Origin of the sequence: Streptomyces sp. NK08204 (assembly GCF_020400585.1) — a bacterium.
In the GTDB taxonomy this organism is placed as follows: Bacteria; Actinomycetota; Actinomycetes; order Streptomycetales; family Streptomycetaceae; genus Streptomyces.
On record NZ_JAINVF010000012.1, the window covers coordinates 36,854 to 57,163 of the forward strand.

General features: G+C 72.8%; 21 protein-coding genes. 16 read left to right on the top strand and 5 right to left on the bottom strand.

Annotated features, from left to right (window positions below):
• Positions 1-25 precede the first annotated feature (25 nt).
• On the top strand, positions 26-1,384 hold the full coding sequence (gene glmM / locus K7G59_RS19680) for a phosphoglucosamine mutase (RefSeq protein ID WP_225836004.1): 1,359 nt from the start codon (positions 26-28) through the stop codon (positions 1,382-1,384).
• Positions 1,385-1,554: 170 nt separating this feature from the next.
• On the opposite strand, the gene K7G59_RS19685 is transcribed toward glmM, so the two are convergent.
• Positions 1,555-2,550 (bottom strand): DUF389 domain-containing protein, encoded by a 996-nt coding sequence (locus tag K7G59_RS19685; RefSeq protein WP_225836006.1) that lies wholly within the window; start codon positions 2,548-2,550, stop codon positions 1,555-1,557.
• Between the two features lie 23 nt (positions 2,551-2,573).
• Positions 2,574-3,542, bottom strand: a complete 969-nt coding sequence (coaA, locus tag K7G59_RS19690; RefSeq protein ID WP_225836235.1) for a type I pantothenate kinase — start codon at positions 3,540-3,542, stop codon at positions 2,574-2,576.
• 164 nt (positions 3,543-3,706) lie between these two features.
• On the opposite strand from coaA, the gene glmS reads away from it, so the two are divergent.
• The gene (gene glmS / locus K7G59_RS19695; protein ID WP_225836008.1) at positions 3,707-5,554 is read left to right on the top strand and encodes a glutamine--fructose-6-phosphate transaminase (isomerizing); all 1,848 of its coding nucleotides are present in this window, start codon (positions 3,707-3,709) and stop codon (positions 5,552-5,554) included.
• A 13-nt stretch (positions 5,555-5,567) separates the two neighbouring features.
• On the opposite strand, the gene K7G59_RS19700 is transcribed toward glmS, so the two are convergent.
• Entirely contained in the window at positions 5,568-6,032 is a 465-nt protein-coding gene (locus K7G59_RS19700; RefSeq protein WP_225836010.1) for a MarR family winged helix-turn-helix transcriptional regulator, read from the bottom strand.
• A gap of 237 nt (positions 6,033-6,269) precedes the next feature.
• Between K7G59_RS19700 and K7G59_RS19705 the strand changes: the two genes are divergently transcribed.
• The 7 genes from K7G59_RS19705 (at position 6,270) to K7G59_RS19735 (ending at position 12,557) form a co-directional block, all read left to right on the top strand.
• Positions 6,270-6,641, top strand: coding sequence for a holo-ACP synthase (locus tag K7G59_RS19705; RefSeq protein WP_225836011.1), 372 nt, complete (start codon positions 6,270-6,272; stop codon positions 6,639-6,641).
• Between the two features lie 46 nt (positions 6,642-6,687).
• Positions 6,688-8,184 (top strand): NAD(P)H-hydrate dehydratase, encoded by a 1,497-nt coding sequence (locus tag K7G59_RS19710; protein ID WP_225836013.1) that lies wholly within the window; start codon positions 6,688-6,690, stop codon positions 8,182-8,184.
• A gap of 93 nt (positions 8,185-8,277) precedes the next feature.
• Positions 8,278-9,174, top strand: a complete 897-nt coding sequence (locus tag K7G59_RS19715) for a L,D-transpeptidase (protein WP_225836014.1) — start codon at positions 8,278-8,280, stop codon at positions 9,172-9,174.
• Positions 9,175-9,220: 46 nt separating this feature from the next.
• Entirely contained in the window at positions 9,221-10,387 is a 1,167-nt protein-coding gene (gene alr, locus K7G59_RS19720; protein WP_225836016.1) for an alanine racemase, read from the top strand.
• Positions 10,388-10,517: 130 nt separating this feature from the next.
• Complete coding sequence (locus K7G59_RS19725; RefSeq protein ID WP_225836018.1) at positions 10,518-11,780, top strand: alpha/beta fold hydrolase; 1,263 nt, start codon at positions 10,518-10,520, stop codon at positions 11,778-11,780.
• Positions 11,746-12,258, top strand: a complete 513-nt coding sequence (gene tsaE / locus K7G59_RS19730) for a tRNA (adenosine(37)-N6)-threonylcarbamoyltransferase complex ATPase subunit type 1 TsaE (RefSeq protein ID WP_225836020.1) — start codon at positions 11,746-11,748, stop codon at positions 12,256-12,258. Before K7G59_RS19725 ends, tsaE begins: the two co-directional genes overlap by 35 nt.
• 131 nt (positions 12,259-12,389) lie before the next feature.
• A complete protein-coding gene (locus tag K7G59_RS19735) occupies positions 12,390-12,557 on the top strand; it encodes a hypothetical protein (protein WP_225836022.1) in 168 nt (55 codons plus the stop codon).
• A gap of 1 nt (position 12,558) precedes the next feature.
• On the opposite strand, the gene K7G59_RS19740 is transcribed toward K7G59_RS19735, so the two are convergent.
• Positions 12,559-13,119: a hypothetical protein gene (locus K7G59_RS19740; protein ID WP_225836024.1), complete on the bottom strand. Its 561-nt coding sequence runs from the start codon at positions 13,117-13,119 to the stop codon at positions 12,559-12,561.
• Between the two features lie 145 nt (positions 13,120-13,264).
• Between K7G59_RS19740 and tsaB the strand changes: the two genes are divergently transcribed.
• The 7 genes from tsaB to K7G59_RS19775 all read left to right on the top strand — a co-directional run bounded on the left by tsaB (position 13,265) and on the right by K7G59_RS19775 (position 18,986).
• Entirely contained in the window at positions 13,265-13,921 is a 657-nt protein-coding gene (tsaB, locus tag K7G59_RS19745; RefSeq protein WP_225836025.1) for a tRNA (adenosine(37)-N6)-threonylcarbamoyltransferase complex dimerization subunit type 1 TsaB, read from the top strand.
• A 29-nt stretch (positions 13,922-13,950) separates the two neighbouring features.
• Positions 13,951-14,424, top strand: a complete 474-nt coding sequence (gene rimI / locus K7G59_RS19750; protein WP_225836237.1) for a ribosomal protein S18-alanine N-acetyltransferase — start codon at positions 13,951-13,953, stop codon at positions 14,422-14,424.
• Complete coding sequence (gene tsaD, locus K7G59_RS19755) at positions 14,417-15,511, top strand: tRNA (adenosine(37)-N6)-threonylcarbamoyltransferase complex transferase subunit TsaD (protein WP_225836026.1); 1,095 nt, start codon at positions 14,417-14,419, stop codon at positions 15,509-15,511. Before rimI ends, tsaD begins: the two co-directional genes overlap by 8 nt.
• On the top strand, positions 15,508-15,765 hold the full coding sequence (locus K7G59_RS19760; protein ID WP_225836027.1) for a hypothetical protein: 258 nt from the start codon (positions 15,508-15,510) through the stop codon (positions 15,763-15,765). The genes tsaD and K7G59_RS19760 overlap by 4 nt, the downstream gene beginning before the upstream one ends.
• A gap of 287 nt (positions 15,766-16,052) precedes the next feature.
• Positions 16,053-17,126, top strand: a complete 1,074-nt coding sequence (locus K7G59_RS19765; protein ID WP_225836028.1) for an LCP family protein — start codon at positions 16,053-16,055, stop codon at positions 17,124-17,126.
• Between the two features lie 143 nt (positions 17,127-17,269).
• The gene (locus tag K7G59_RS19770; protein ID WP_225836029.1) at positions 17,270-17,626 is read left to right on the top strand and encodes a YciI family protein; all 357 of its coding nucleotides are present in this window, start codon (positions 17,270-17,272) and stop codon (positions 17,624-17,626) included.
• A gap of 46 nt (positions 17,627-17,672) precedes the next feature.
• Entirely contained in the window at positions 17,673-18,986 is a 1,314-nt protein-coding gene (locus K7G59_RS19775; RefSeq protein ID WP_225836030.1) for an RNA polymerase sigma factor, read from the top strand.
• Between the two features lie 37 nt (positions 18,987-19,023).
• Here the strand turns inward: K7G59_RS19775 and K7G59_RS19780 are convergent, their stop codons facing one another.
• On the bottom strand, positions 19,024-20,187 hold the full coding sequence (locus K7G59_RS19780) for a methyltransferase domain-containing protein (protein ID WP_225836239.1): 1,164 nt from the start codon (positions 20,185-20,187) through the stop codon (positions 19,024-19,026).
• Positions 20,188-20,310 lie beyond the last annotated feature (123 nt).

The following is a 20,310-nucleotide window of genomic DNA, read 5'->3' on the forward strand; positions in this document are numbered from 1 at the left end:
TCGGATGTTTCCTTCAGGAGGACAAGTGGGACGACTCTTCGGCACGGACGGCGTGCGTGGCGTCGCCAACGCGGACCTGACGGCCGAGATGGCGCTCGGTCTCTCCGTGGCGGCGGCGCACGTGCTGGCCGAGGCGGGCACCTTCGAGGGCCACAAGCCGACGGCGGTGGTCGGACGGGATCCGCGCGCGTCCGGTGAGTTCCTGGAGGCGGCCGTGGTCGCCGGGCTGGCCAGCGCGGGTGTGGACGTCCTGCAGGTCGGCGTGCTGCCGACGCCCGCGGTGGCGTACCTGACCGGCGCGCTCGGCGCCGACCTGGGCGTGATGCTGTCCGCCAGCCACAACGCCATGCCGGACAACGGCATCAAGTTCTTCGCCCGGGGCGGCCACAAACTCGCCGACGAGCTGGAGAACAGGATCGAGGCGGTGTACGAGGCGCACCGGCACGGCGAGCCCTGGGAGCGGCCGACGGGCGCCGGGGTCGGGCGCGTGTGCTCCTACGACGAGGGCTTCGAGCAGTACGTCACGCACCTGCTCTCGGTGCTGCCGAACCGGCTGGACGGGCTGAAGATCGTCCTGGACGAAGCGCACGGCGCGGCCTCGGGGGTCTCGCCGGAGGCGTTCACACGGGCCGGTGCCGAGGTCGTCACGATCGGTGCCGAACCGGACGGACTCAACATCAACGACGGCTGTGGCTCCACCCACCTGGAACAGCTGAAGGCCGCCGTGATCGAGCACGGCGCGGCCCTCGGCATCGCGCACGACGGTGACGCCGACCGCTGCCTGGCCGTGGACCACACCGGCGACGAGGTCGACGGCGACCAGATCCTGTCGGTGCTCGCACTGGCCCTGCGCGAGCGCTCGGAGCTGCGCTCCGACACGGTGGTCGCCACGGTGATGTCCAACCTGGGCTTCAAGCTGGCGATGGAGAAGGCCGGGATCCGGCTGATCCAGACGGCCGTCGGCGACCGCTACGTCCTGGAGGAGATGAAGGAGCACGGCTACGCCCTCGGCGGCGAACAGTCCGGCCACGTCATCATCCTGGACCACGCGACCACGGGCGACGGCACGCTGACCGGCCTGCTGCTGGCGGCGCGGGTCGCGGAGACCGGCCGTACCCTGCGTGACCTGGCCTCCGTCATGGAGCGGCTGCCGCAGGTGCTGATCAACGTCCCGGACGTCGACAAGTCCCGGGTGAAGACCTCCGCCGACCTCGCCGCCGCCGTCGCCGAGGCGGAGCACGAGCTGGGCGCGACGGGCCGGGTCCTGCTGCGGCCGTCGGGCACCGAGCCGCTGGTGCGGGTGATGGTCGAGGCCGCGGACATCGAACAGGCGCGGTCGGTGGCCGGGCGGCTGGCCGACGCGGTGAAGTCCGCGCTGGGCTAGTTCCGGACCCGGCCCCGGAGCCGGGACGTCGGACCCTGACCCGTACCCGTACCCGGACCCTGACCCGTACCCGTACCCGGACCCGGACCCGGACCCGGACCCGGACCCGGACCCGGAGCCGGGCCGGGGCCAGGGTCGCGACAAAGCGTGCACACGGGTCGCGGGGCTCGTCAGTACCTCGGCCACCGATTTACCGACGGTGAGGTGCGGGGCGTCTCCTGGAGGCCGCTCGCTTTCGCCGTACGCTCACGCTGCCTGGCCCACAGCCACTTCTGGGCCAGCAGCGTGAGGGTTCCGGCCAGGACGATGCCCAGCAGGTTCAGCAGCAGCTGTGCGGTGGAGCCCCAGGCCTGGCGGTACTCGGTGTAGGCGAAGGCGACCGCCGCGTTGGCGGCTGCCGGGACCGTCGTCACGGAGATCGCCACGCCGATCAGCGCCCCTGACTTCGCGGAGGTGAGGGAGAGCGTGCCGGCGATGCCGGCCAGGACCGCGACGACGAAGGAGAACGCGTCGGGGCGGTAGATGAAGTTGGTGTTGGGCCGCTGCGCCTCCAGCCGCACCTTGGTGAACAGGCCGACGGCGTCCATGAAGTAGCTGAAGCCGACCGTCAGCGCCATCGCCACCGCGAACCCCACCAGCAGCGCGGTGAGCGAGCGCCAGGCGAGCCGCGGCCGGCGCTGCACCAGCGCCGTGCTGAATCCGGCCAGCGGCCCGAACTCGGGGCCGACGGCCATCGCGCCCACGATCAGGATCGCGTTGTCCAGCACCACACCGCAGGCCGCGATCATGGTGGCGAGGGCGAGGAAGGCGACGTACGTCACCGACAGCGTCGACTCCTCGTGCGTGGCCTCCTCCATGTGCTCCCACAGCACCGCGTCGGCGCCCTCGCCCGGGGCCTCCTGCTCGGCCCGGTCGGCCCGCCGGGACAGCGTGAGGTCGATGTTCTCGACGGCGATGGAACCGGTGTCCTCCAGACCCAGCCGCCTCAGTGTGCCGATGAGCCCGTCCCCTGCCTCGCGGGCGACGTCGCACAGGACGACGTCGCCGGCGGGACTGCGGGCGGCACCGGGCAGGACCACGAGGTGGGCGGTGCCGACCGTGTTCTCGATCAGTCGCACCACCTCCTCCGTCCGGTCGGCGGGGGTGATCAGGCGCAGATGCAGCATGGCGCCTTTCTAACAGGCGGCCTCTACAGCTTGCGCAGCCGCAGCCGCTGCACCTTGTGGTCGGGGCCCTTGCGCAGCACGAGGGCGGCGCGGCCACGGGTGGGGGCGATGTTCTCGACCAGGTTGGGCTTGTTGATCGTGCGCCACTGGGTGCGGGCGTAGTCGAGGGCCTCCTCCTCGGAGACCTGGGTGTACTTGCGGAAGTACGAGGACGGGTCCTGGAAGGCGGTCTGGCGCAGTTCTTTGAAGCGGTTGAGGTACCAGCGTTCGATGTCCTCGGCGTTCGCGTCGACGTACACGCTGAAGTCGAAGTAGTCCGCCAGGCCGACCCGGGTGCGGCCGTCCTTGCCGGGCAGCGCGGGCTGGAGGACGTTCAGCCCCTCGACGATGAGGATGTCCGGGCGGCGGACGACGAGTTCCTCGCCGGGGACGATGTCGTAGATGAGGTGGGAGTAGACGGGCGCGGACACCTCGCCCTTGCCCGCCTTGATGTCGGCGACGAACCGGGTCAGGGCGCGCCGGTCGTAGGACTCGGGAAAACCTTTCCGCGACATCAGGCCGCGGGCCTGGAGCTCCTTGGTGGGCAGCAGGAACCCGTCGGTGGTGACCCGCTCCACCCGCGGGTGTTCGGGCCACCGGGAGAGCAGGGCCTGCAGCAGACGGGCCACGGTGGACTTCCCGCACGCGACCGAGCCGGCGACACCTATGACGAACGGGGTGCCGGACTGGGAGCCACGCTCGCCGAGGAAGGTGTTGAGGGCGCCGCGCAGTCCGTCGGTTGCGCCGACGTAGAGGTTGAGGAGCCGGGACAGCGGCAGGTAGATGTCCCGGACCTCGTCGAGGTCGATGACGTCGCCGAGGCCGCGCAGTTTCTCGACTTCTTCGGCGGTGAGGGGGAGGGGCGTCTTGTCACGCAGGGCGCTCCACTCGGCGCGGGTGAGGTCGACGTAGGGAGTCGCCTCCGGCCTTCGCCGGTGGGCGCTCCGGGGCATCGAGGAGACCGGAGAGATCACAGTCCATTGTTAACGGAGTTTGAACGGGGTGGCGGGGTGGGTTAGGTCACGCCGGCACCGGGCGCTCGTGCGACGGTGGGAATTTCCGAATTCGGGCAGGCGCAAGCGGTTTCTGGTCGCTGACGGGCCGTAGGCTGCGGCGCATGTGCGGAATCGTGGGTTATGTGGGAACGCAGTCGGCGCTCGATGTCGTGATGGCCGGGCTGAAGCGGCTGGAGTACCGGGGGTACGACTCGGCGGGCATCGCCATGCTGGCGGACGGCGGGCTGGCCACCGCGAAGAAGGCCGGGAAGCTCGTCAACCTGGAGAAGGAACTGGTCGACCGGCCCCTGCCGACGGGCACGACGGGCATCGGTCACACGCGCTGGGCCACGCACGGCGGCCCGACGGACGCGAACGCGCACCCCCACCTCGACAACGCGGGGCGGGTCGCGGTGGTCCACAACGGGATCATCGAGAACTTCGCGGTGCTGCGGGCCGAGCTGGCCGAGCGCGGCCACGAGCTGACGTCGGAGACGGACACCGAGGTGGTCGCCCACCTGCTGGCGGAGGAGTACTCCTCCTGCGCCGACCTCGCCGAGGCCATGCGCCGGGTGTGCCGGCGCCTGGAGGGTGCGTTCACGCTGGTCGCGGTGCACGCGGAGGAGCCGGACGTGGTCGTGGGCGCCCGCCGGAACTCCCCGCTGGTGGTCGGCGTCGGAGAGGGCGAGGCGTTCCTGGCCTCCGACGTCGCCGCGTTCATCAGCCACACGCGGTCGGCGATCGAGCTGGGCCAGGACCAGGTGGTGGAACTGCGCCGCGACGGTGTGACGGTGACGGGTTTCGACGGACAGCCCGCCGAGGTCCGCTCCTACCACGTCGACTGGGACGCGTCGGCGGCGGAGAAGGACGGCTATGACTACTTCATGCTCAAGGAGATCGCCGAGCAGCCCAAGGCGGTCGCCGACACGCTGCTGGGCCGCATCGACCCGTCCGGCTCGCTGACCCTGGACGAGGTCCGGATCTCCACGTCCGAACTGCGCGAGGTGGACAAGGTCGTCATCGTCGCCTGCGGTACGGCCTTCCACGCGGGTCTGATCGCCAAGTACGCCATCGAGCACTGGACGCGCATCCCGTGCGAGGTGGAGCTGGCCAGCGAGTTCCGCTACCGGGACCCGATCCTGGACGGCCGCTCCCTGGTGATCGCCATCTCCCAGTCCGGCGAGACGATGGACACGCTGATGGCCCTCCGGCACGCCCGGGAGCAGGGCTCCAAGGTGCTGGCGATCTGCAACACCAACGGCTCGACGATCCCGCGCGAGTCCGACGCGGTGCTGTACACGCACGCCGGCCCGGAGGTGGCGGTGGCCTCCACGAAGGCCTTCCTCACCCAGCTGGTCGCCTGTTACCTGGTCGCCCTGTACCTGGGTCAGGTGCGCGGCACCAAGTGGGGCGACGAGGTCCGCGCGGTCATCCGGGACCTGTCCCGGATCTCGGCCGCGGTCGACCAGGTCCTGGGGACCATGGAGCCGGTCCGGGCGCTGGCGCGAAGCCTGGCCCCGAAGAACACGGTGCTCTTCCTGGGCCGGCACGTGGGCTACCCGGTCGCCCTCGAAGGCGCCCTGAAGCTGAAGGAGCTCGCCTACATGCACGCCGAGGGCTTCGCGGCGGGCGAGCTGAAGCACGGTCCGATCGCGCTCATCGAGGAGGATGTGCCGGTGGTGGTCGTCGTACCGTCGCCGCGTGGCCGCTCGGTCCTCCACGACAAGATCGTCTCCAACATCCAGGAGATCCGGGCGAGGGGCGCCCGCACGATCGTGATCGCGGAGGAGGGGGACGAGGCGGTGGTCCCCTACGCCGACCACCTGATCCGCATCCCGGCGACCCCGACCCTCCTCCAGCCGCTGGTGGCGACGGTGCCGCTCCAGGTCTTCGCGTGCGAGCTGGCCGCGGCCCGCGGGAACGAGGTGGACCAGCCGCGCAACCTGGCGAAGTCGGTGACGGTGGAGTGACTTACGCGCCGGGCTAGTGGTGCCAGGCGCTGCCGCCGGTGTTGTGGATGATCCGCTGCAGCACCTTGATGGTGGTCAGGTACTCCTCGTCGGAGATACCGGCGTGCCGCTCCGCCCACAGCTCGTCCTGGAGGGCCGCGGCCTTCTCGAACAGGGCCCGGCCCTCGGCGGTGATCGCCAGGCGCCCCTCGGCGTCCTCGGTGGTCCAGCCCCGGGCGAGGGTCGCGTCGATCTCCGCCTCCATCGTCTCCGCGCCCGTGCCGAGGTAGTTCCGCAGCAGCCCGGACACCTCGGCGCGGGTCCTGCCGTCCTCGACCCGTGCCACCTGCGCCAGGACCCACCACTGCGGTTGGGTGAGGCCCAGCTCGGCGAGGGCGCCCCGGGTGCGGGTGACGACGGCGTCGTAGGCCGCCCAACTCCAGTAGCCGATGGGCTGCCTGATCAGTCCGGCGTCGCTGTGCGAGTACGAGAACTCCATGGTCGGCCCCTTCGTTCCTGCGTGCGCTGCTTCGAGGGGACCGACCGTAGGAACTCAACCGGGCTTGAGGTCAAGGGTTCTCGGTGCGGGTGCCACCCCGGGTGCGGCTGGGGGTGGGGGTGGGGGTGTGTCAGAGGGCTTCCGGACGAAGGGGGGTGACGCAGGGGAGGTGACGCGTCGGCCGTCGTGCAGGCGCCCTTGCATCCTCCGCCCCGCCCTCCTCGTAGGGTTCTCGGCATGAGCATCATCGGGGTCGGTATCGATGTCGCCGAGATCGACCGGTTTAGGGCGTCGCTGGAGCGGACGCCGGGGCTGGCTGACCGGCTGTTCGTCGAGAGTGAGCTGTTGCTGCCCAGTGGGGAGCGGCGCGGGATCGCCTCGTTGGCGGCCCGGTTCGCCGCGAAGGAGGCGCTCGCCAAGGCCCTCGGGGCGCCGCCGGGGCTGCACTGGACGGACGCCGAGGTCTACGTCGAGGACAGCGGGCAGCCGCGGCTGCGCGTGTGGGGGACCGTCGCCGCGCGGGCGGCCGAACTCGGTGTGCGCTCGTGGCACGTGTCGCTCAGCCATGACGCCGGCGTCGCCTCGGCGGTGGTCGTCGCCGAGGGCTGAGCGAGCCGGGTGTGGCCGCCGGTGGTTTCCGGGGAGACTCGGACCCATGCGTACTGCGTACAGCGTGGAGACGGTAAGGGCGGCCGAGCGGGCCTTGATGGCGCGGTTGCCGGAGGGTGCGCTGATGCAGCGGGCCGCCGCTGGGCTGGCCGCCGCCTGCGCGCAACTGCTGGGGCGGGTGTACGGCAGCCGGGTGGTGCTGCTGGTGGGCAGCGGCGACAACGGCGGGGACGCGCTGTACGCCGGGGCGCGGCTGGCCCGGCGCGGCGCCGGGGTCGTGGCCGTGCTGCTCTCGCCGGGACGGGCCCATGCCGGCGGGCTGGCGGCCCTGCGGAGGGCGGGGGGCACGGTCACCTCGGCCGTGTCCGGCACGTCGGGCGAGACCGGGGGATCCGAGGGGTCCGACGGGTCCGACGGGGGTTTCGGCCCCGTCGAGGACGTCATCCTGCGGGCCGACCTCGTCGTCGACGGAATCGTGGGGATCGGCGGGAAGGGCGGGCTGCGGCCCGACGCCGAGCGGCTCGTGCGGGTGGCGGAGCGGTCACGGGCAGCCGTCGTGGCCGTCGATCTGCCCAGCGGGGTCGAGGCGGACAGCGGGGAGGTGCGCGGGGCCGCCGTCCGGGCCGACCTCACGGTCACCTTCGGCACGTACAAGCCCGGACTCCTGATCGATCCCGCGCGTGAACACGCCGGTTCCCTACGGCTGGTCGAGATCGGCCTCGAACTGCCGCCCGCCGCCGACCTGGAGGCCCTGCAGCACGCCGACGTGGCCCGGCTGCTGCCGGAACCGGCGGCCGAGAGCGACAAGTACCGGCGGGGCGTGGTCGGGATCGCCGCCGGGTCGGCGCGGTACCCGGGGGCCGCCGTGCTCGCCGTGGCCGGGGCGTTGCGGGGCGGGGCGGGGGCCGTGCGGTACGTCGGGCCGGCGGGAGACGCCGTCATCGCCCGGTTCCCCGAGACGCTCGTGTCCGACCAGGGGCCCGGCCGGGCGGGGCGCGTCCAGGCATGGGTGGTCGGGCCGGGCGCCGGGGACGACGCGGCGACCGTGGCCGAGGTGCTGGGCACGGACGTGCCGGTGCTGCTGGACGCCGACGGTCTGCGGCTGGCCGAACGGGACACGGTGCGCACGCGCACGGCGCCGACGCTGATGACGCCGCACGCGGGGGAGGCCGCCGCGCTGCTCGGCGTACGGCGCGAGGAGGTCGAGGGGGCACGGCTCGCGGCGGTACGGGAGCTGGCGGCGATGTACCGGGCGACCGTGCTGCTGAAGGGCTCGACCACGCTGGTCGCCGCGGCGGAGGGCGGTCCGCTGAGGGTGAACGCCACGGGGACGTCCTGGCTGGCGACCGCGGGGAGCGGGGATGTGCTGTCGGGTCTTGCGGGGTCGTTGCTGGCGGCGGGGCTGTCCGCGACGGACGCGGGCGGTGCGGCGGCGTATCTGCACGGGCTTGCGGGGCGGTTCGCGGCGGTGGGGGCGCCGGTGGGGGCGTTCGACGTCGCGGCGCGGATTCCGCAGGCGTGGAGGGAGGTGCGGCGGGGCTGAGGGCACCTGCCTGCCGAGCGGAGGTCCATCCCTCGGGTGACCTCACCGCGCGGCATCCCGGAATCCGGCGGGCCCGCGCGTTTGGCTGATCGCATGATCAGCAGAGGAATCGCCCGCCAAGGCGCTGCGGCGCTGCTCGCCGCCGCCCTCGCCCTGCCCGCCGCCGGGATCGCCGCTGCCTCCGCCGTCTCCCCCGCACCCCCGGCCCTTCACGAACCCGAGCTGGTGCCCGGCGTACCCCCCGGCCCCGCGCAGCCCTGGCAGATCGACACACCCGACCAGATGCTGCCGCCGAAGACGTACACGCCCACCAAGCGGGAGGACGCCGTCGAGCCCAGGGACGCGGCGCCCGGGACGTACGACCTCATCGAGTACGTGCCCCTCTACGACGCCGTCTCCAAAGTGGCCTGCAGCAAGCAGACCGGGCCCTACCAGCGGCAGGTGGAGCGCTGGCTGAAGCTCGAGGTGGACGGGAAGCAGTCCGCGGCGGACTGCAAGGCCATCCGCGCCTTCCAGGTCAAGCACGAGATCAAGCCCGCCATCGGCTTCGCGGGACCCGTCACCTGGTCGACCATGATGCTGATCTCGGCCAGGAAGAACCCGAACGCGGCGAAGAAGTGCCCGGTGCGGTCGTACAAGGTGGCCTGCGTCGATCTGAACCGGCAGCTCACCTGGGTGCAGAAGGGCTCCAAGGTGGTGTTCGGGCCGGTGCCGATGCGCAGCGGGCGCAAGGGGCACGTCACCCGCAAGGGCTGGCACACCATCTACTGGCGGCACAAGAACCACGTGTCGACCCTCTACCACCAGCCCATGCCCTATGCCCAGTTCTTCGACGGCGGGGAGGCTTTCCACGCCGTCTACGGCAGCATCTACACCACCGTCGGCTCCATGGGCTGCGTCAACCTCGAGCTCGCCGACGCACGCACACTGTGGGGCGTGCTGAAGAAGGGCGACCACGTCTACGTGTGGGGGCGACGGACGGGTACCTGACACTGCACCCGGGGCTCGTACGGCCCTCTGAGAGACTGGGGGCGCCATGAGTAAGACTGCACATGCACCGAGCGCCTCCCTGCGCGCCCGCGCCGAGATCGATCTGGGCGCCCTGCGCGCCAATGTGCGGGCCCTGCGTGCCCGTGCGGCGGGCGCGGCCGTGATGGCCGTCGTCAAGTCCGACGCGTACGGCCACGGAGCGCTGCCGTGCGCCCGCGCCGCCCTGGAGGCGGGGGCGACCTGGCTGGGCACGGCCACGCCCGAGGAGGCCCTCGCGCTGCGCGCCGCAGGGCTGGACGCGCGCATCCTGTGCTGGCTGTGGGTGCCGGGCGGGCCCTGGCGGCAGGCGGTCGAGGCCGACATCGACGTCTCGCTCAGCGGGGTGTGGGCGCTGCGCGAGGTCACCCAGGCCGCCCGGGAGGCCCGGCGGCCCGCGCGTGTGCAGCTCAAGGCCGACACCGGGCTGGGCCGCAACGGCTGCCAGCCCGCCGACTGGGCCGAACTCGTCGCCGGGGCCCTGCGCGCCGAGGCCCAGGGGCTGGTCCGGATCACCGGGCTGTGGTCCCACTTCGCCTGCGCCGACGAACCCGGGCATCCCTCGATCGCCGCCCAGCTCGACCGCTTCCGGGAGATGCTGGCGTACGCCGAGGAGCAGGGCGTGCGGCCCGAGGTGCGGCACATCGCCAACTCGCCGGCCACGCTCACCCTCCCCGCAACCCACTTCGACCTCGTCCGCACCGGCATCGCCATGTACGGCATCTCTCCCAGCCCGGAGGTCGGCACACCGGCCGACTTCGGACTGCGCCCGGTGATGACGCTCAGGGCCGCGCTGGCCCTGGTCAAGCAGGTCCCGGGCGGGCACGGCATCAGCTACGGCCACCATTACGTCACGCCGGGCGCGACGACCCTCGGTCTCGTGCCCGTCGGCTACGCGGACGGCATTCCCCGGCACGCCTCCGGCACCGGGCCCCTGCTGATCGACGGCAAGTGGCGGACGGTCGCCGGGCGGGTCGCGATGGACCAGTTCGTGGTGGACCTGGGCGGCGACCGGCCCGCGGTGGGCAGTGAGGTGATCCTGTTCGGGCCCGGCGACCGGGGTGAGCCCACCGCCGAGGACTGGGCCGAGGCCTGCGGCACCATCGCGTACGAGATCGTCACGCGCATCGGAACACGCGTTCCCCGCGTCCATGTGAACGGGCAGGAACCTGGGTAGACCCCCGTTGAGGGTGGGACGGGGCGGCGGCCCCCGGTAGCCGTACTCGAGCGGCACCTGGTTCAGTCGTCCGGTGCTTCGGGGAGCGGGCGAGCCGCGGTACGGCGGTTTCGGGGAGGAGGAGCGGTACGTGAGCGAGACCAGCACGGAGGCGGTGGCGGACATCGTCGCCTCGGCGGCCGTCGCCTCCGCCGCCCGGGAAGCCGGGAGCTGGCGCAGGGCGACCGGCATCGCCGGTGCCGCGATAGGCGTCCTCGCCGCGGGTGCCGCCGCCGGCGTGGCCATAGAGCGGATGACGGTCGGGCGCGGGGTGCGCCGCAAGGCCCGGCTGGCGCTGGACTCGGCAGGGCCGTACGGCACCGTGCGCGGCACCCCGGGCAAGGCCTACGCCGAGGACGGCACCGAGCTGTACTACGAGGTCGACGACGTCGAACCCGACCCGCCCGGCCCGCACGTCTCCCCGCGCCGGCGGCGGCTCTTCGGACGCAAGACACCCGCCCCGGTCACCGTCGTCTTCTGCCACGGCTACTGCCTCAACCAGGACTCCTGGCACTTCCAGCGGGCGGCGCTGCGCGGAGTCGTCCGCGCCGTGCACTGGGACCAGCGCAGCCACGGCCGCTCCGGGCGGGGCGTGGCCCAGGGCCAGGACGGCGTGACCCTCACCATCGACCAGCTCGGCCGCGACCTGAAGGCCGTCATCGACGCGGCCGTGCCGGACGGGCCGATCGTGCTCGTCGGGCACTCCATGGGCGGGATGACCATGATGGCGCTCGCCGCCCAGTTCCCTGAGCTGATCCGGGACCGGGTCGTGGCCACCGCCTTCGTCGGCACGTCGTCCGGGCGGCTCGCCGAGGTCGACTTCGGGCTGCCGGTGGCCGGCGTCAACGCGGTGCGCCGGGTCCTGCCCGGGGTGCTGAAAGCGCTCGGGCAGCAGGCGGAACTGGTGGAGAGGGGGCGCCGGGCCACCGCCGATCTGTTCGCCGGGATCATCAAGCGGTACTCGTTCGGGGGACGGGACGTCGATCCCGCGGTCGCACGGTTCGCGGAACGGATGATCGAGGCCACGCCGATCGACGTGGTCGCCGAGTTCTACCCGGCCTTCACCGACCACGACAAGGCCGAGGCCCTCGCCTGTTTCCGGGACGTCCCGGTGCTGGTCCTGGCCGGGGTGCGGGACCTGATCACGCCCAGCGAGCACAGCGAGGCCATAGCCGCTCTGCTGCCGGACGCCGAGCTGGTGCTCGTGCCGGACGCCGGGCACCTGGTGATGCTGGAACATCCGGAAGTGGTGACCGACCGCCTCGCCGACCTCCTCACACGCGCGGGTGCGGTGCCGGCAGGGGCTACCGTAATGGGCTATGGAAGCACCAGCAGCACCGCACCGCCCCGCTGAGACCAGGCTGACCGTCACCTCGCCCGAACAGATGGCGGAACTGGGCCGCCGGCTGGCCAAGCTGCTGCGCGCGGGCGATCTGGTGATGCTCACCGGGGAACTCGGCGCGGGCAAGACGACGCTGACCCGCGGGCTCGGTGAGGGGCTCGGGGTGCGCGGCGCGGTCACCTCGCCGACCTTCGTGATCGCCCGTGTGCACCCCTCCCTCGGCGACGGCCCCCCGCTCGTCCACGTGGACGCCTACCGGCTCGGCGGCGGCCTGGACGAGATGGAGGACCTGGACCTCGACGTCTCGCTGCCCGACTCGGTGATCGTCGTGGAGTGGGGCGAGGGCAAGGTCGAGGAGCTGACCGAGGACCGGCTGGAGGTCGTCATCCACCGGGCCGTCGGCGACACCACGGACGAGGTGCGGCACGTGACGCTGACCGGTCTGGGCAGGCGCTGGGCCGAGGCCGGCCTGGAGACGCTGGCGGCCTAGAAGGACCGAGGGGCTTTTCCGACAAGCCGTCGGCAAAATATTGCGCGGGGTCCGCCGGGCGTGGTGACATGGTGGCCGGCCCGTAGTCAGGTGCGCCCACGTACGCCCGCCCCGCACCTCAGGAGGCGTCCATGACCGTTCCCCGACCCACCGCCCAGGCCCGGCCGGCCGTGCTCACCGGGGTGTCCATGCGTGATCTGCTGGCGTCGTGCGCGGCGGCGGACGCGGTCTCCCGGCCGCCGCGCGAGCCGGATCCGCAGGCCCCGCGACCGGGGCAAGCGCACCCGAAGGCGGCCTAGCTCAGCGGATCACGACGACCCGGACGCCGATCGTCGCGAACATCCACATCGCGTCCCCGTCCGGCCGGTTCTCCCGGATGCCGCCCGTCCTCACGGTCTGGTCCGGCACCGGTTCGGCGTCGTGCCGCACGGCCGCGCTGAAGCCGATCACCACCCCGTCCACGCTGGTGAAGCGCACCACGTGCTCGACGGGCACACCGTCGGTCCCGGTGATGGCGTTCGAGCGGGAGGTGACCCGGTAGGTGCCGGGGGGCGGGTCGACACTGCCGGGTTTCACCCGGAACGTGCGCTGGACGTCGTTCCTCTCGCCGACCAGCCACACACGGTCGTCGTCCACCGAGTACACGACCCGTTCACCCGTACCGGAACCGCGCGGCAGGGCCGTCGGGTTCCGGCGGTCGCGGGGCGCCTTGGAGACCGCCGCCGAGGGGGACGCAGCCGCCGTGGGCCCGCCGCTCAGGCTCGCCGGCACCGTCGCGCGGGCCTGGTAGGCGAGGAAGCCGATGGCGGCGACGGCCGCCGCGGTCAGGCCGGCCACGATCCCCGAGCTGGTACCTGCCACGTGCGTTCACCTCTGCCTCGAGCGTTGCCTGCGGTGCGTGTCCGCTGTCTCGTGCGATATGTCGTACTTCGTGCAGACCGTAGCAGTCCGTGACGATCCCACCGGTACGGCCATGCGGGCGCCGCGGGCGCCGTAGGCTGTTCGCGTGCTCTTGCTCGCTCTGGATACCGCAACACCCGCCGTCACCGTCGCGCTGCACGACGGCACGGACGTCATCGCCTCGTCGCGCCAGGTGGACGCGCGCCGGCACGGAGAGCTGCTGCTGCCGGCCGTCGACCGCCTCTTCGCCGACGCCGGGCTGAAGCTGGAGGCGGTCACCGGGATCGTCACCGGCATCGGGCCCGGGCCCTACACCGGCCTGCGCGTCGGCCTGATGACCGCCGACACCTTCGGCCTCGCCCTCGGTGTCCCCGTCTACGGCCTGTGCACCCTGGACGGCCTCGCCTACGCCGCCGACATCGAGAAGGGCCCCTTCGTCGTGGCGACCGACGCCCGGCGCAAGGAGGTCTACTGGGCGACGTACGCCGACTCCCGCACCCGGCTGACCGGCCCGGCCGTCGACCGTCCGGCCGACATCGCCGACCGTGTCGCCGGGCTTCCCGCGGTCGGCGCGGGCGCGCTGCTCTACCCGGACACGTTCCCGCGCGTCCACGAGCCGGAGCACGTGTCCGCCGCCGCGCTCGCCTCGCTGGCCGCCGAGAAGCTGGCCGCGGGTGAGGAGCTGCCGGCGCCGCGCCCGCTGTACCTGCGCCGCCCGGACGCCCAGGTCCCCAAGAACTACAAGGTGGTCACCCCGAAGTGACGCAGGCGGCAACCCCCCGGCTGCGTGAGATGCGCTGGTGGGACATCGACCCGGTCCTGGAGCTGGAGAAGGACCTGTTCCCCGAGGACGCCTGGTCCCGGGGCATGTTCTGGTCCGAGCTGGCCCACGCCCGCGGCTCCGGGGCGACCCGGCGCTACCTGGTGGCCGAGGAGGGCGACCGGATCGTCGGCTACGCCGGCCTCGCCGTCTCCGCCGACCTGGGCGACATCCAGACCATCGCCGTCGCCCGCCACCTCCAGGGCACCGGCCTCGGCGGCCGCCTGCTCACCGAGCTGCTGAGGGCGGCGACCGCGTTCGAGTGCGCCGAGGTGATGCTCGAATGCCGGGTCGACAACCTCCCCGCACAGAAGCTGTACGAGCGCTTCGGCTTCGTGCCCATCGGGTTCCGGCGCGGCTACTACCAGCCGGGCAACGTGGACGCCCTGGTGATGCGCCTGACCGACCCTACGACCTCCGTACAAGGAACCGAGAGCAATGGCTGACTCACGCGACGAGCCGCTCGTGCTGGGCATCGAGACCTCCTGCGACGAGACCGGCGTCGGCATCGTCCGCGGCACCACCCTGCTGGCGGACGCCGTCGCCTCCAGCGTCGACGAGCACGCGCGCTTCGGCGGCGTCGTACCCGAGGTGGCGTCCCGGGCGCACCTGGAGGCGATGATCCCGACGATCGACCGCGCGCTGAAGGAGGCGGGCGTCTCGGCGAAGGACCTCGACGGCATCGCGGTCACCGCCGGTCCCGGTCTCGCCGGCGCGCTGCTGGTCGGCGTCTCGGCGGCGAAGGCGTACGCCTACGCGCTCGGCAAGCCCCTCTACGGCGTCAACCACCTGGCCTCGCACATCTGCGTCGACCAGCTGGAGCACGGCCCGCTGCCCGAGCCGACGATGGCCCTGCTGGTCTCCGGCGGCCACTCCTCGCTGCTGCTGTCCGAGGACATCACCTCCGACGTCCGCCCGATGGGCTCGACCATCGACGACGCGGCCGGCGAGGCCTTCGACAAGATCGCCCGCGTGCTGAACCTCGGATTCCCGGGCGGCCCGGTGATCGACCGGTACGCGCGCGAGGGCGACCCGCAGGCGATCGCGTTCCCGCGCGGTCTGACCGGCCCGCGCGACCCGGTGTACGACTTCTCCTTCTCCGGTCTGAAGACGGCCGTGGCCCGCTGGATCGAGGCCAGGCGGGCGGCGGGCGAGGAGGTCCCGGTGCGGGACGTGGCCGCCTCCTTCCAGGAGGCCGTCGTCGACGTGCTGACCCGCAAGGCGGTGCGCGCCTGCAAGGACGAGGGCGTCGACCACCTGATGATCGGCGGCGGTGTGGCGGCCAACTCCCGGCTGCGCGCGCTGGCCCAGGAGCGCTGCGAGGCGGCCGGCATCCGGCTGCGTGTGCCGCGCCCCAAGCTGTGCACGGACAACGGCGCGATGGTGGCCGCGCTCGGCGCCGAGATGGTCGCGCGGAACCGGGCCGCGTCCAGCTGGGACCTGTCGGCGGACTCCTCGCTGCCGGTGACCGACCCGCACGTGCCGGGGCACGACCATGTGCACGAGGTCAGCAAGGAGAACCTGTACCCGTGACCGTCGCTCTGATGTGGGAGGCGCGGGCCGCCGCGGGCCGGGGCGAGGAACTGCTGGACTGGGTGCGGTGCCAGTCGCTCGCCGCACAGCCGCTGCGCCGCGAGACCTTCCGCGCCCCGCAGGACCGGGTGCTGGTCATCACGTGGTGGGACGCGCCCTACGACGCCGACCTGCCCGAACTCCCCGAGCCGTCGGCGGAGTTGGTGACCAGGCAGGTGCACAGATGGCGCTTCGAGTCGGCCGGCACCGGCTGAGGGCCACTGTCCGGGGTGGCAGGCCGTGCCCCCGGACACCTCGCACACCGGCCGCGGTTCCAGCGCGCCCGGCCCCACCAGCCGGGCGCCCGTGCGGCCGGTGAAGGACGACAGGCCGGCGTGGAAGCGGAAGCAGACCCAGCGGGCCTCGCCGGGGGCCGGCTCCAGCCGGTGGCAGCCGATCCGGTGCCCGGCGCCGACGCCGGGACGATGAGAATTTCCCAAGAAAGCCGGCTGTCGCCGCCTGCGCTAACAGTCCCCTAATAATTCGGACTTACGTTCCTGCCGTGACGCGACACGAGGATCAAGGCGACGCGGGCGGACGAGCGGGTGGAGGGGCGGGCCGGCGGTCCAGAGCGCTGAAGGCCGCCGGCCTCGCCCTGGCGGGTGTCCTGGTGCTGGGCGTGGCCACCACCGGCTGGGCGTACTGGCATCTCAACCACAACATCACAAGCGTCGACATCGACGGCGCCCTCGGCGACGACCGTCCCGCCAGGGTGCTGACCACCCCGTCGGCCGGTGCCCCGGCCACGCCCGCCGCCGCGCTGCCGGACGGCGCCCTCAACATCCTCGTCCTCGGCTCGGACTCGCGCAGCGGCAAGGCCGACAAGGCGCTCGGCGGCGGCGACAGCTCCGGTGCCCGCTCCGACACGGCGATGGTGGTGCACATCGAGGCGGGCCGCCACAAGGCCACCGTGGTCAGCATCCCGCGCGACACGCTGGTGCCCCGCCCGTCCTGCCCACTGGCCTCCGGGGGCTCGACGGCGCCGGCGTACCAGGCGATGTTCAACAGCGCCTACGCCGTGGGCGGGCCGGTGTGCGCGGTCAAGACCGCCGAGTCGGTCACCGGCATCCGCATGGACCACTACCTCGAGATCGACTTCTCCGGATTCGCGAAGCTGGTGGACGCGCTCGGCGGGGTCGACGTCACCACCGGCCAGGACATCGACGACGACAAGAGCCATCTGCACCTGAAGGCCGGGTCTCACCACCTCGACGGCACCCAGGCCCTCGCCCTCGCCCGCACCCGGCACGGCATAGGTGACGGCAGCGACCTGGGCCGCATAGGACTGCAGCAGAAGCTGGTGAAGGCCCTGCTGGAGCAGATGGCGGCCACGGACCTGCTCACCGATCCCACCAGGCTGTACCGGGTCGCCGACGCGGCCACCGGGACCCTCACCACCGACACCGGGCTGGACTCCCTGGGGGAACTGACGAAGCTGGGCCAGAGCCTGAAGCACCTGACGGCCGACGAGGTGAGCACGGTGACGATGCCGGTCATGACCGCGCCCTCCGACCCCAATCGCGTGGTGGCACGGCAGCCGGCCGCGGACGAACTGTGGGCGTCCCTGCGCCGCTGACCGGCCGGCTGACCGCGGGACGAACCGGTTCGCCGAGAAAAGATCGGAAGATCTCCCGGGACGGTGTCGATGCGGAGGTCTCCCGTTCGACACATGGGTGAGCGGCGGGGAACGGCCCCGCCGCCGCGACCGAAGGAGTCACCATGCCCCGCTACCTGTCGATCGTGCACATCGACGAGTCCTCCGCCCCGGCCGGCGGGCCCAGCGAGGAGCTGATGCGGCGGATGGGCGAGCTGATCGAGGAGATCACCAAGGCCGGAGTCATGCTCGACACCGCCGGGCTCACCCCGTCCGCCCAGGGCACCACCGTGCGCTGGGAGAACGGCAAGCTCTCCGTCACCGACGGCCCGTTCACCGAGTCCAAGGAGGTCATCGGCGGCTACGCGATCATGCAGTGCAAGGACAAGGCCGAGGCCCTGGAGTGGACCAAGCGCTTCCTGAAGGTCCACGAGGAGTTCTGGACCGTCACCTGCGAGGTGCGCGAGATCGCCGAGGCCTGACCGCGCGTTGGCCCCGGAAGCCTTCCCGGGTGTTGCATGGTGGGCTGTGGAACCACAGCCCGCCGCTGCACGCCCCGTCGAGGCGGCGCACGCGATCGAGACCGTCTTCCGCCTGGAGGCACCGCGGGTGATCGCCGGTGTCACCCGGATCGTCCGGGACGTCGGCATCGCCGAGGAACTCGCGCAGGACGCGCTGGTCGCTGCCCTGGAGCAGTGGCCCCGGGACGGTGTGCCCGACAACCCGGGCGCCTGGCTCATGGTCACCGCCCGCCGCCGCGCCGTCGACCTGGTCCGGCGCAAGGAGGCGTACGCCCGCAAGCTCGCCGAGATCGGGCGGGACCTGCGGACCACGGCCCCGCCCGAGGAGCCCGCCGACCCCGACGGCATCGACGACGACCTGCTCCGCCTGCTCTTCACCACCTGCCATCCGGTGCTGTCCGCCGAGGCCCGCACCGCGCTCACCCTGCGCCTGCTCGGCGGTCTGACGACGGCCGAGATCGCCCGCGCCTACCTCGTCCCCGAGCCGACGATCGCCCAGCGCATCGTCCGCGCCAAGCGCACCCTCGCGCGGAAGAACATCGCCTTCGAGGTGCCGTACGGCCCCGACCGCGAGGCCCGCCTCGGGTCCGTCCTGGACGTCATCTACCTGATCTTCAACGAGGGGTACGCGGCCACCGCGGGCGACGACTGGCTGCGCCCCGGGCTGTGCGAGGACGCCCTGCGGCTGGCCCGGGTGCTGGCCGCGCTGATGCCCAAGGAGCCCGAGGCGCACGGCCTGGCCGCGCTCCTGGAGTTCCAGGCCTCGCGCGCCGCCGCCCGCACCGATCCCGACGGGCACCCGGTGCTGCTGAAGGACCAGAACCGCCGCCGCTGGAACCGCCTGCTCATCGCGCGCGGCATCCGCGCCCTCGGCCGCGCCGGCGCCGTGTCCCCCAGGCTCTCGGCTCCGCTCGGGCAGGGGGGATCCCCGTCGGGCGTCCCCGGCCCCTACGTCCTGCAGGCCGCCATCGCCGCGTGCCACGCCCACGCCCACACCTACGAGGACACGGACTGGACCGCCATCGCCGCGCTGTACGGTCTGCTGGCGGCCCGGTCGCCGTCCCCGGTGGTCGAGTTGAACCGCGCGGTCGCCGTGTCGATGGCGCAGGGCCCGGCCGCGGGACTCGCCCTGGTGGACGCCCTGACCGCCGAACCGTCCCTGCGTGACTACCACCTGCTGCCCAGCGTCCGCGGCGACCTGCTGGCACGCCTCGGGCGCACCGCCGAGGCCCGGGAGGAGTTCGTACGCGCGGCCGGACTCACGCGCAACGACAGGGAGCGGCAACTGCTGCTGGGCAGGGCCGCGGAGTGCGGCGCGTGAACCTCGCAGCCGCCGGCCGGCCGCGGCCCTGCGCCGCTCAGGACGCGGGGGCGCCGATCAGCATGGTCGGCGCCCCCGCCACGCGGGTGAGGAACACGGTCGCCGCGTTCGGCCCCTGCGGCTTGACCTTCCGGCGCAGTTCCTCGGGCTCGACCGCCGACCCGCGCTTCTTCACGGTCAGCGTGCCGACCTCCCGCTCCCGCAGCAGCGCCTTCAGCTTCTTGACGTTGAAGGGGAGCCGGTCGCTGATCTCGTAGGCGGTGGCGTACGGCGTGGGCCGCAGCTCGTCGGCCGTGACGTAGGCGATGGTGGCGTCGACGAGCCCGCCGCCGACCTCCTCGGCCACCTCCGCGACCAGATGGGCCCGGATCACGGCGCCGTCCGGCTCGTACAGGTACCGCCCCACCGGCCGCACCTCGGGATCGGGCAGCCCCCGGCCGGGCAGGGTGCGCGGGCCGGGCAGCAGGGTGGCCCGGACGCGGCCGGGCTCTGTCCCGAACCACAGCACGGCCTCCTTCACGTCGCCGCCGTCGGAGATCCACTCGGCCTCGGCCTCGGCGGGGACCGCCTCGTGCGGGATGCCGGGGGCGATCTTCAGAGCGGCGCGGGGAGCCCGCAGGGCCGTGGCGACCGCCCAGGACAACGGCGGGGAGTAGGCCTCCGGGTCGAAGATCCGCCCGCGTCCGCCGCGCCGCGCCGGGTCCACGAACACGGCGTCGAAACCGGCCGTGTCCACCTCGGTGACGTCCGCCTCGCGTACCTCGATCAGCCCGGCGAGCCCCAGCTCCTCGGCGTTCGCCCGCGCCACGGCTGCCGTCAGCGGGTCCCGGTCCACGGCCAGCACCCGGATCCCGGCCCGCGCCAGCGCGATCGCGTCACCGCCGATGCCGCAGCACAGGTCGGCGACCGAGCCGACACCCAGGTCCTTCATCCGCCGCGCCCGGTAGGCGGCGACGCTCGTCCTGGTCGACTGTTCGACCCCGTTCGGCGTGAAGAACATGCGTTCCGCGTCCGCCGCGCCGAACTTCGCCGCCGCCCGCTGCCGCAGCCGGGCCTGGCCGAGTGCCGCCGACACCAGTTCCGCGGGGTGCTCGCGGCGCAGCCGGGTGGCGACGGCCAGCTCCTGCGCGGGCTCGGTGCCGCGCACCTCGTCGAGGAGGGCGCGGCCTTCGGAGGTGAGGAGGAGAGCGAGGTCGTTCACCGGATCGTCGTTCACCGGGTCATTGTGGTCCAGTCGGTGGACGGTACGCCTCCGGCGGCGGTGTCGGCCCGGATTCCGGGGCGGGGCCTGGAAGGATCCGACATCATGCGAGCAGTCGTACAA

Bases quoted from the DNA above. Each gene is read 5' to 3' on its own strand.
- K7G59_RS19685 (WP_225836006.1), bottom strand. From the start codon at position 2,550: ATGCTGCATCTGCGCCTGATCACCCCCGCCGACCGGACGGAGGAGGTG.
- coaA (WP_225836235.1), bottom strand. From the start codon at position 3,542: ATGCCCCGGAGCGCCCACCGGCGAAGGCCGGAGGCGACTCCCTACGTC.
- glmS (WP_225836008.1), top strand. From the start codon at position 3,707: ATGTGCGGAATCGTGGGTTATGTGGGAACGCAGTCGGCGCTCGATGTC.
- K7G59_RS19700 (WP_225836010.1), bottom strand. From the start codon at position 6,032: ATGGAGTTCTCGTACTCGCACAGCGACGCCGGACTGATCAGGCAGCCC.
- K7G59_RS19705 (WP_225836011.1), top strand. From the start codon at position 6,270: ATGAGCATCATCGGGGTCGGTATCGATGTCGCCGAGATCGACCGGTTT.
- K7G59_RS19710 (WP_225836013.1), top strand. From the start codon at position 6,688: ATGCGTACTGCGTACAGCGTGGAGACGGTAAGGGCGGCCGAGCGGGCC.
- K7G59_RS19715 (WP_225836014.1), top strand. From the start codon at position 8,278: ATGATCAGCAGAGGAATCGCCCGCCAAGGCGCTGCGGCGCTGCTCGCC.
- alr (WP_225836016.1), top strand. From the start codon at position 9,221: ATGAGTAAGACTGCACATGCACCGAGCGCCTCCCTGCGCGCCCGCGCC.
- tsaE (WP_225836020.1), top strand. From the start codon at position 11,746: ATGGAAGCACCAGCAGCACCGCACCGCCCCGCTGAGACCAGGCTGACC.
- K7G59_RS19735 (WP_225836022.1), top strand. From the start codon at position 12,390: ATGACCGTTCCCCGACCCACCGCCCAGGCCCGGCCGGCCGTGCTCACC.
- rimI (WP_225836237.1), top strand. From the start codon at position 13,951: ATGCGCTGGTGGGACATCGACCCGGTCCTGGAGCTGGAGAAGGACCTG.
- tsaD (WP_225836026.1), top strand. From the start codon at position 14,417: ATGGCTGACTCACGCGACGAGCCGCTCGTGCTGGGCATCGAGACCTCC.
- K7G59_RS19770 (WP_225836029.1), top strand. From the start codon at position 17,270: ATGCCCCGCTACCTGTCGATCGTGCACATCGACGAGTCCTCCGCCCCG.